This window comes from Mesorhizobium carmichaelinearum, from assembly GCF_900199455.1.
GTDB lineage: Bacteria > Pseudomonadota > Alphaproteobacteria > Rhizobiales > Rhizobiaceae > Mesorhizobium > Mesorhizobium carmichaelinearum.
The window spans coordinates 1-1,384 of sequence record NZ_FZQR01000111.1; the positions used below are offsets into that span (position 1 = coordinate 1).

Annotated in this window: 1 protein-coding gene; it reads left to right on the forward strand. The window is 57.9% G+C overall.

Annotated elements, in window-relative coordinates; all coding sequences use genetic code 11:
- The first annotated feature begins 92 nt into the window (after positions 1-92).
- Positions 93-1,121 carry an IS110 family RNA-guided transposase gene (locus CKW40_RS42195; protein WP_095205379.1) on the forward strand — a complete coding sequence of 343 codons (1,029 nt, stop codon included), beginning with the start codon at positions 93-95 and terminating at the stop codon, positions 1,119-1,121.
- The last annotated feature ends 263 nt before the right edge of the window (positions 1,122-1,384 follow it).

The window sequence follows — 1,384 nt, forward strand, 5'->3', positions numbered from 1 at the left end:
TGAGAACTGATGGAGTGGATGCCCCCTCCCGACGGCATCGTGATGTGCCAAAGTGATGTTTGCAACAACGTCACTCAGAGGAGAGAGCATCCATGAAGGAAGTTAGCATCGTCGGCCTGGACCTTGCAAAGCGGGTCTTTCAAGTTCACGGAGCCGGTACCGATGGCGGTGTCGTATTCCGCCGGAAACTGTCACGCGGCCAAGTCGTGGCCTTCTTTACAGAGCTGCCCAGGTCCATCGTTGCAATGGAAGCATGTTCGACAGCGCATCATTGGGCTCGCGAGATCGGCAAGCTCGGCCATGAAGTTCGCTTGCTACCGCCGGCTTATGTAAAGCCGTTCGTCAAACGGCAGAAGAATGACGCGGCAGACGCCGAAGCCATTGTCGAGGCAGCCATGCGGCCCTCAATGCGGTTCGTTGTGCCGAAGACAGAGAAACAGCAGGCACGCTCCATGATCTTTCGGACGCGCGATCTGTTCGTGCGTCAGAGAACGCAGCTCATTAATGCCCTTCGGGCCCACTTGGCGGAGCATGGGGTCATTGCGCCGCAGGGCATTGCGAACTTGGCCGCGCTGACAGGGATCATCGAAGACGACAATGTCGGGCTTGAGGTCGTCGTCGTGGAAACCGCGCGGCTTTATCTTGAGCAGATCGACGTGCTCACCTCTCGTATCTCCAGCTTGGAGAAGGCACTCAAGTCGGAAGCTAAACAATCGGAGAACACCGCTCGTCTGATGTCCATGCCTGGAATGGGACCGATCACCGCCATGGCGATCGAGGCCTTCGCGCCCACCATGACGATGTTCCGGAAAGGACGGGACTTTGCAGCATGGCTCGGGTTGGTGCCCAGACAACATTCCAGCGGTGGAAAGCAGGTGCTGGGCCGGACGTCGAAGATGGGACAGCGCGACATCCGGCGGCTTTTGATCATCGGCGCAATGACGGTGATCCGATGGGCATGCCGCAAAGCCCCGTCCGAGAACTCATGGCTGGGGCGAATGTTGATGCGCAAGCCGCGTATGCTCGTTGCGATTGCGCTCGCCAACAAGATGGCGCGGTCGGTCTGGGCGATGATGACGAAGAATGAGACCTACAAGGATTCCGGTCTCGCTGTTGCATAAGCAACGAGAGCGGATCGTCGGCGTGTGAGGAGATCAACGAACGGTAAGGACAACGATTGGAAAGAGGATCTGGGAATGCAACCGGGTCAGTGAGCTCCGAGCTCGTAGAACTGATTTTGCGCCAGGTCCGCTTAGCTCCATACCGGCCAGCAGTCGTATCCGGACTGCATCAAAGGCCTGATACATGACCGCATCCGATCACACGTTCAAACCGCTCGAAGAAAAGCCTTGCGCGAACGGGGGCATCCATACATGACCCGGCA

Coding starts and splice junctions, on each gene's coding strand:
- CKW40_RS42195 (WP_095205379.1), top strand. CDS start 93: ATGAAGGAAGTTAGCATCGTCGGCCTGGACCTTGCAAAGCGGGTCTTT.